The sequence below is a fragment of the Bacteroides faecichinchillae JCM 17102 genome (genome assembly GCF_000614145.1).
In the GTDB taxonomy this organism is placed as follows: Bacteria; Bacteroidota; Bacteroidia; order Bacteroidales; family Bacteroidaceae; genus Bacteroides; species Bacteroides faecichinchillae.
Map to the genome: position 1 here is coordinate 25,138 of NZ_BAKK01000044.1, position 7,376 is coordinate 32,513.

Sequence of the window (7,376 nt, forward strand, 5' to 3'; positions counted from 1 at the left end):
TCATTCTTCCTCCCTCTGTTTTCTGGTAAGGTAGGTTTCTTCAAACTCACGGGTCAGCATGATGATCCGCTTGCTCAGCACCACCAGATCTAAGGTCGTCTTTTCCAGATTGCGGAGCAGGGCGTATGCCCGTTTCTCCCCGAAGTTGTTCTTGATTGCCTTTACCGTCTGGTTGTAATTGTTACCGATGGCCTGGAACTGGTGGTAGAAATTAGTAAGGCGGACGTAGTAGTCCATTGCCGCCTTGTCGATTCTGACCACCTTGATTTCCCTGTTCAGTAGTACCGATTTAATAAACCTTGCACGGTAAGCCATACCCGATTTCTGGAACGAGAGTTCAAACTGCGCATTCTCCCGTGAGTTGAATTTGATTCCGTAACGGTACACGGCAGGATCGGATTTTGATTTCCGGCCTGCACTTTTTCTTGTCTTTCTGTTCTTGTTTTCTTCCATACGCATTGATGTTTTTGTTTCTGATCTTCCGTCATGGATTCACGACTTTGGAGTGAATCCCACCCCGAGCCGTCAGGCGAGCGGCAAGTTGTTTTGGGTTGCCCGAAATATTTCGGGCTGCCGAAAACACAACTTGCTATGTTCGCTTGAACATGAATTTTCCTTCGTAAAATTGGCTATCGCCGTTCCTCTCAGAGAGAAGCATCCGAAAACTCCGTTCGTTGTGTGTCCATAGACCTTTCGGGTGCAAAGTTAGACAGGTGTATTCTATTGGTAAATAGAGAGTTATATGCTATGTGATGACATATGATGACATGTGTAGTCAGAGGCTTGACGACATAGTGATTATTCCAATTTTTCGCTATTCCTTTGCGGTGTGAATGAGTGCTGAAGTGCCCTCGATAGTGCCATAATGAGCGATAGAAAGAGTGCTTGAACGATGGAGTGAGAGCCTGCTTGAAAGAGCGAGTGCACGACTGCAAGATTGAGCGAATGATGGAGTGAAAGATGGACGGCACGACAGCAATCATGCACGACTGAGCGAATGACAGATTGAGAGACCGAGTGAGTGCAAGAGTGCGAGATGGATAGATTGACCGCCAGCACGAGTGAAGCCCTTCAAGCGTTCTGCCACTCAGTCAAGAGTGAAGACATTTTTTTTGTATAACTAAAAATTTTGAGACATGAAGAAAAATCCAGTGTTCGTTGCTATGTGCAACCAGAAAGGCGGAGTCGGCAAGTCGGCTATGACGATATTGCTCGCCGGGTATTACCACTACCTTAAAGGACTTAATGTGGCTGTTGTAGATTGCGATTATCCGCAGTACAGTTTAATCCGTTTGAAAGAACGAGATATGCGTACCGTGGAGAACAGCGAGTACTTTAAGCAGCAGATGATCAACCAATGGAACCGTATCCAAAAGAAAGCCTATCCCATAGTGGGAGCTGAGGCAGAGAAAGCCCGTGATGCTGCGGACAAATTAGCCAAGGAGGGCGACTACGATTTGATTATTGTAGATCTTCCGGGTACGGTGAACTCTCGCGGAGTATTCAACACCATTGTCAATATGGATTATGTCATTACTCCGATTGCTCCTGACCGTATCGTTATGCAGAGCAGTCTTGCTTTCTCAACCACTGTCATTGACTACAGCAAGAAGCGAAAAGATGTTCCCGTCAAGGATTTCCTCTTCTTCTGGAACAAGAAGGATGGTCGTGCTTCGACCGAGGTCTTTGACACCTACAATCTTATTATGAAGAAGATGGAATTGACTGTTTTGGATACGGTCGTTCCTCATACCAATCGCTACGACAAGGAGCTGTCGCTACTGACGAAGAACTATTTCAGATGTACATTGATGCCTCCACCTGCAAAGGCTCTCAAAGGTAGCGGGCTGGCCGAGTTAGCCGAAGAACTGATTGTGAAACTTAATCTGAAGTAGCTATGGCAAAGAAGAAAATCGAAGTCGATGAGGATATGCTCAAGGAGATTATGGCCGGCGATATCCCCATCTTCGGGAGAGAAAAGCAGAAAGAGAATGCACCACCTCCCGTAGAAACCAAGTCGGCCGAGGTCGTGGAAAATCCGCCAGAGGAGAAACCGCCAGTCGCAGTGCAGGAGAAAACAACCGTTAAGCCTAAAAAGCGTAAGGAGGATTCCTTTGATTACCGCAAGATGTTTCTGACTGAAGGAACCGTGCAACATAGGCAGCAGACCTATTTGAGTCAGGAAACACATAATGCTGTACGGAGATTTCTCTCGGTTGTGGCTCCGAACATCAATATATCAAGGTATATAGACAACATCGTTAATGCTCATTTGGAACAATACCGTGATGAGATGGATAACTTACTAACAAACGAAATTAATAACCTTTTAAACAACAAGTAATTATGACACATTTAATAGAAATTTTACTTATTACCGGATTGATTGCATCAGTAATTATGCTTATGGTCCTTATTATATTGAAGGCAGGCATAACTGTTACCAGCAGACCTCTAACAAAGGAGGAAATCGAGAAACTCGAAAATCGCAAGTGGCCTTGGCAACGCAAACCGAAGGTTGAAACTCCTTCAGTACCTACGGTATCAACGGAATCGGCAGAAGTAATCGTTAAACCTAAGGAGGTTGTTGAATCATATGCAGAGAAAGAGCAAACAGCCATAAAGACCTTGGTAGATACTATATCAAAGGATGCAGATATTGACTCCAAATGCAGTTTCTATAGGAAGCGATTCTTGAAATGTAAGAGTACCCTTAATCGCTCACATGTGTACATCGATAGAGAGAATTTGGATTTAATTAGGAGTCTGTTGCCTATAATTGATCCCAAGGCTACTATATCGGGATTTGTCAGCAACATTGTTGCAGACATTTAGACAGATACAAGCCTGAGATTATCAAGATGTATAATGACGAAAGAGCAAAAATCATGTAGTTATGGAGGCAAAAATATATTTCGCAGTTAAGGTCTTGTCTGCCTTATTCATATTCTATCATCTTTGGGTATTCTTGTTCTGCCGCAAAATTTACGGTTTGTGGGACAAACTGCATAACTGGGCACGCATAGCTCGTGTCAGATTATGGAAATACCGAAAGAAACGAATGGCTGATAAAGCCAAGCGTGAAAGACGCAAGAAAATATACGGTAAGGATTTGCCTACGGATAAGCCTAAGCCAATCCAAACAGAAACGCATAAGAAGGTAGAAGAGAGTCCTCCCGTTGATGATGATCCGAATGAAGTAATGGGTAAATCCAACATTATCTACTACGAGGATATTAATGCTGCTCGCACAATACCCACACATTCGTTGGAGTTGAAACAGGTAGAACTTCCTGTGGATAAGGATGTCAACCCCGATGATGTAGAGGATAACTTTGAGCCTCAAAAAGGTTTGACCGAAGAGGACATGCAAGAGTTGATGGAGCCTGAAGGTATTATGCCTGACCCTGATTTTGACACCTCTATGACCTATGAAGAGATGAACAATATGGTAGATGTGTTGAGCTCGGATACACACTCCGATGAGAATGGTCTTCGTGCTGCTCAAACGATATTTCATAAGTTGCCAGGAACTGAATTACTGCGACTCATTGAAAATGAGCTTGCCGACCAGCAAAAGATTGACAGATTGCTTTTCGATTATTTGGATGAGTTCGGCAGACCTCTGCCAGAGTCCAAAAGACGAGAGCGAAAAATCAAGGATTTTAATATCAAAAAGTATGTATAACCTAAAATTGACAATGCTATGATGAATGTATTTGCAAATGTAAGTGAAATATTTAACCTACTTCCATTGACTTGGGGCGATACTCCACTTCCCAATAGGGGCGATATCGTTAATTTGGAGGGCTTTTTAACACCTGACGCCAGATTGCAATTGGCGAAACAAGATGCAAACTCACTTTGGCCCAATCGAGGATATGAAAAAATGAGTGTTCTGGATGCTATCGGATATGAATCTTGGGTGGTTGTTCGGCGACATTACTTTAGAGATGTGTGCACAGGTGAAGTTGATGTCTGGCTCTCCATAAGACAAGAAACATAATTGATTCTTTCATGATTTATTGATAGTTGTTATTTTCTTTCATTTCAATTCGTCTTTTTCTTCATTGCTGGCACTCCGATGTGAATCGTGGTGCCAGCGTTTTTATATGGCTTCCGCTATTCCAATTAACAAGTAAGGCAAGTATCGTAATGCCTCGTGCATTATGATTCTTGCCTTACTATGTTGAGCCCATTATGAGCCAATTGTGAACCCTTTACGAGATTAGTTAATCACAATGTAATCAACGTATTAAACAAAATTGCAGGTAAAAGTTCTCGGATTTTTGAAACCTTTATGAACTTTGTGAGCCAATCAAAAATGCACGCATAACATCAAGGATAGTTTATCGCACATTATCCAGTGTGCAATATATTATATATAAGCATATTGAATGCTGTTTTGCGGCTCGATTTTGGTCGGAATAAAAGCGTTTTTTTCCGACCTTGACATATCTGAATACAATCCTATTTCCATATATAAGCACTTTTTCAGATTTCTACTTCCATAAATCTAACAAAATAACGAACTGAACTTCCATATTATGAAGGTTAAGAGGAATGAAAATGGAATTTTCCAAACAAATAATTTGCCGAAAAATGAAAAAATCCAAAGAAATAATTACTTTCACTCTCTATCCATTCACGCTAAAACCATAGCATAGTTTTCCGCACATTCGATAAGTATTAAGATTTTGTAAGGTAGAAAATTATATACTGTTTGAAGCCTCCTTTTTAGTCGGAATTATTGCAGATTTTTCCGACTTCAAAAACTCGTGTTTATACAGATAAACTGACGAAAACTTATGATTCTTACAAATTTCTCGCCCGTTTGTGATTTTGTAAAGTATTGAAATTTATCCTAGTACATCTTTTTACCCTGTTTTTTTGAACGCTTCTTATTGCTATTCAACTAACTTAATTTACAAGAACATGGTCATATAAACAGGTATGTAATCTACGCCATTTTCTCGTTTGTAATCCTTTGTGTAAATCACATATTTATTCATTATTCGATCTGAGAACTTAGTACAAAACTCATCCAATGATTTGTGGGACTTATATCCAGATGATTTAACTTCAACAGGAGAAATTTTATGCTTCTCGGTGATGATAAAATCAATCTCATAGTACTTCTTGCCATCTGCATAAGGTATAGTATGATAGAATAAATTCTTCCAGTTGCTCTTAACATTTGGGCAATCATATTCTCATATACATATCCAAGATTAGTACTTAGTTTATCGCTGAGTAATTTCTCGTATATAATATTTTCCGTTATATCACTATCCTTGAATGCTAGTGTAACGAATAGACCAGTATCAGAAGTATACATCTTAAAATACTCAGGATTCTTGGTAAGAGCCAAACCTACATTTGGATCATCCGAATGAAATGCGATATTGGTTGTCATTGAATCCTCCATATCTTTTACGATATTGATAACTCTATCCACTTTCTCTTCTGGTATGGCATTTCCAACTTGATAGCGAGATGTATTCCTGCTTAATTGAGCTGGTATAGCATCATACATAGCCTTTGCTCGTCCTGAATCATCAATCTTGCCGAAATCCTCCTCATACAAAGCAATAATGTCTCGTTTAGCTAAATCCACCGCAGTAAAATTGTTGGTTTTAATGTATGCAGCAACAGCTTGAGGCATACCTCCAACAAGCATATATAAGCGGAAATCACGCATAAGTTTCCTATGAGTAGCATCACCAAGAGATATCTTTTTCTCAAATGCACTACGCAACAGCGGTATGGTCGCCGTATCACCTAATGCCCATCTGAACTCCTCATAGTCCATTGGAAACATATCAACCTTTGTCTCTTCGCTTGGAATGATGATGTTTTTACTTTTAGATCTTACAGAAATTAAAGAGCCTGTTTCTATATAATCATACCTATGGTCCTTTACAAGGTGCTTGATTGCTTGTCTTGCTAATGGTTGCAACTGTACCTCATCAAATATAATAACGGACTCTCTTTCATGTAATTCTACTTGAAAGATAAATTGCAACCTGATAAAAAGGTAATTCAGGTCGGATATATCATTGAATAAATCACTTACCTCTTTAGATACTTTAGAAAAATCAATTAATATGTATGACTTATACTCATTTCGTGCAAACTCCTCAGCAATAGTTGATTTGCCAACGCGACGAGCTCCCTGAATAAGTAATGCAGTATCCCCATTACGCTCTTGTTTCCACTTGAGCATAGTGTCATACATCTTTCTCTTAAAACGAATTATATCCTCTGCCATAGTCTTTGATTTTGATGCAAAGATAAGGCTTTTCATATTTTCCACCAAATGTTTTAAGCCCGAAATGCCGTTTTCCACCAAATTTATAATGCCATATTTGCCGTTTTCCACCGAATTTACATATAATAAAATGCCGTTTTCCACCATTTTTAGCAGTATTAGGTGCGTTTTCCTATAAAATTAAGCCTCAAAAAACTGCGTTTTCCGATTGGAGGTATCAATAATTGTCGGAACCATTTTTAATTTTTGCGGTATTTTATCCTTTGAATTTGTGATGTATTACACTTTGTTTTTGTGGCAACTTGTCCTTTGTTTTTGCGGTAAAAGCAGCAACAGTTTGTACCATACAAACACTCTTTTTCCCCCTTCAAAACGCCCCAACTATGACATCTGATGACACGTTATGACGTGTATAGACCGATTTGAAAATCAATGAATTAAGTGCTATATATTCGCAGTCGAAATCACTTTTTGTATAACTAAAAAACATTTCGACGTATGAAGAAAAAAGTATTATTCGCAGCAGCATTTATGCTCGCAACAGTAGGTGCTTACGCACAGGGTAACGGTATCGCAGGTATCACCGAGGCTACCAACATGGTAACATCGTATTTCGATCCTGGTACCAAGTTGATTTACGCAGTGGGAGCCGTAGTCGGTCTTATCGGTGGCGTGAAGGTCTATTCGAAGTTCTCTTCGGGCGACCCTGACACCTCGAAGACCGCAGCCTCTTGGTTCGGTGCCTGTATTTTCTTGATTGTAGCCGCCACCATCTTACGTTCATTCTTCCTCTAATATGGCGGTCTATCAAATCAACAAAGGGATTGGTCGTAGCCCCGAGTTCAAGGGGCTACGCAGCCAATACCTCTTCATCTTCGCCGGCGGTCTGCTCGCCATACTCATAGCCTTTATGGTGCTGTATATGGCAGACGTGAACCAATGGATATGTATCGCACTGGGAGTCATCTCTGCTTCGGTACTTGTCTGGGCGACCTTCCACCTGAATGCCAAGTATGGCGAGTGGGGTTTGATGAAGATGCAGGCTGCACGGAACCATCCCCGCTACATCATCAACCGCAAGCGATTCTTGCGATTGATTATTCCT

The 7,376-nt window shown here is 40.6% G+C and carries 8 protein-coding genes and 1 pseudogene; 7 read left to right on the forward strand and 2 right to left on the reverse strand.

Translation table 11 applies throughout. From position 1 onward, the window contains the following. Positions 1 to 453, reverse strand: coding sequence for a conjugal transfer protein MobA (gene mobA, locus JCM17102_RS17310; RefSeq protein ID WP_025076063.1), 453 nt, complete (start codon positions 451 to 453; stop codon positions 1 to 3). 683 nt (positions 454 to 1,136) lie between these two features. Here mobA and JCM17102_RS17315 point away from each other — a divergent pair. The 5 genes from JCM17102_RS17315 to JCM17102_RS17335 all read left to right on the forward strand — a co-directional run bounded on the left by JCM17102_RS17315 (position 1,137) and on the right by JCM17102_RS17335 (position 4,006). Further along, positions 1,137 to 1,895: a ParA family protein gene (locus JCM17102_RS17315; RefSeq protein ID WP_025018912.1), complete on the forward strand. Its 759-nt coding sequence runs from the start codon at positions 1,137 to 1,139 to the stop codon at positions 1,893 to 1,895. A gap of 2 nt (positions 1,896 to 1,897) precedes the next feature. After that, a complete protein-coding gene (locus JCM17102_RS17320; RefSeq protein WP_025018911.1) occupies positions 1,898 to 2,344 on the forward strand; it encodes a DUF3408 domain-containing protein in 447 nt (148 codons plus the stop codon). Between the two features lie 62 nt (positions 2,345 to 2,406). After that, positions 2,407 to 2,835, forward strand: a complete 429-nt coding sequence (locus JCM17102_RS29170) for a DUF3408 domain-containing protein (RefSeq protein ID WP_159106355.1) — start codon at positions 2,407 to 2,409, stop codon at positions 2,833 to 2,835. Between the two features lie 61 nt (positions 2,836 to 2,896). Then, positions 2,897 to 3,688: a DUF4122 family protein gene (locus JCM17102_RS17330; protein ID WP_025018909.1), complete on the forward strand. Its 792-nt coding sequence runs from the start codon at positions 2,897 to 2,899 to the stop codon at positions 3,686 to 3,688. Positions 3,689 to 3,709: 21 nt separating this feature from the next. After that, positions 3,710 to 4,006: a hypothetical protein gene (locus tag JCM17102_RS17335; RefSeq protein ID WP_025076064.1), complete on the forward strand. Its 297-nt coding sequence runs from the start codon at positions 3,710 to 3,712 to the stop codon at positions 4,004 to 4,006. Between the two features lie 919 nt (positions 4,007 to 4,925). On the opposite strand, the pseudogene JCM17102_RS28200 reads toward JCM17102_RS17335, so the two are convergent. After that, positions 4,926 to 6,271 (reverse strand): annotated as a pseudogene (locus JCM17102_RS28200) (ATP-binding protein). 498 nt (positions 6,272 to 6,769) lie between these two features. On the opposite strand from JCM17102_RS28200, the gene JCM17102_RS17345 reads away from it, so the two are divergent. Continuing rightward, positions 6,770 to 7,066 (forward strand): DUF4134 domain-containing protein, encoded by a 297-nt coding sequence (locus JCM17102_RS17345; protein WP_005794045.1) that lies wholly within the window; start codon positions 6,770 to 6,772, stop codon positions 7,064 to 7,066. Position 7,067: 1 nt separating this feature from the next. Then, on the forward strand, positions 7,068 to 7,376 hold a 309-nt coding region (locus JCM17102_RS29935; protein WP_025076065.1), incomplete at its 3' end, for a DUF4133 domain-containing protein.

Coding starts and splice junctions, on each gene's coding strand:
- JCM17102_RS17315 (WP_025018912.1), top strand. CDS start 1,137: ATGAAGAAAAATCCAGTGTTCGTTGCTATGTGCAACCAGAAAGGCGGA.
- JCM17102_RS17320 (WP_025018911.1), top strand. CDS start 1,898: ATGGCAAAGAAGAAAATCGAAGTCGATGAGGATATGCTCAAGGAGATT.
- mobA (WP_025076063.1), bottom strand. CDS start 453: ATGGAAGAAAACAAGAACAGAAAGACAAGAAAAAGTGCAGGCCGGAAA.
- JCM17102_RS17330 (WP_025018909.1), top strand. CDS start 2,897: ATGGAGGCAAAAATATATTTCGCAGTTAAGGTCTTGTCTGCCTTATTC.
- JCM17102_RS17335 (WP_025076064.1), top strand. CDS start 3,710: ATGAATGTATTTGCAAATGTAAGTGAAATATTTAACCTACTTCCATTG.
- JCM17102_RS29170 (WP_159106355.1), top strand. CDS start 2,407: ATGGTCCTTATTATATTGAAGGCAGGCATAACTGTTACCAGCAGACCT.
- JCM17102_RS17345 (WP_005794045.1), top strand. CDS start 6,770: ATGAAGAAAAAAGTATTATTCGCAGCAGCATTTATGCTCGCAACAGTA.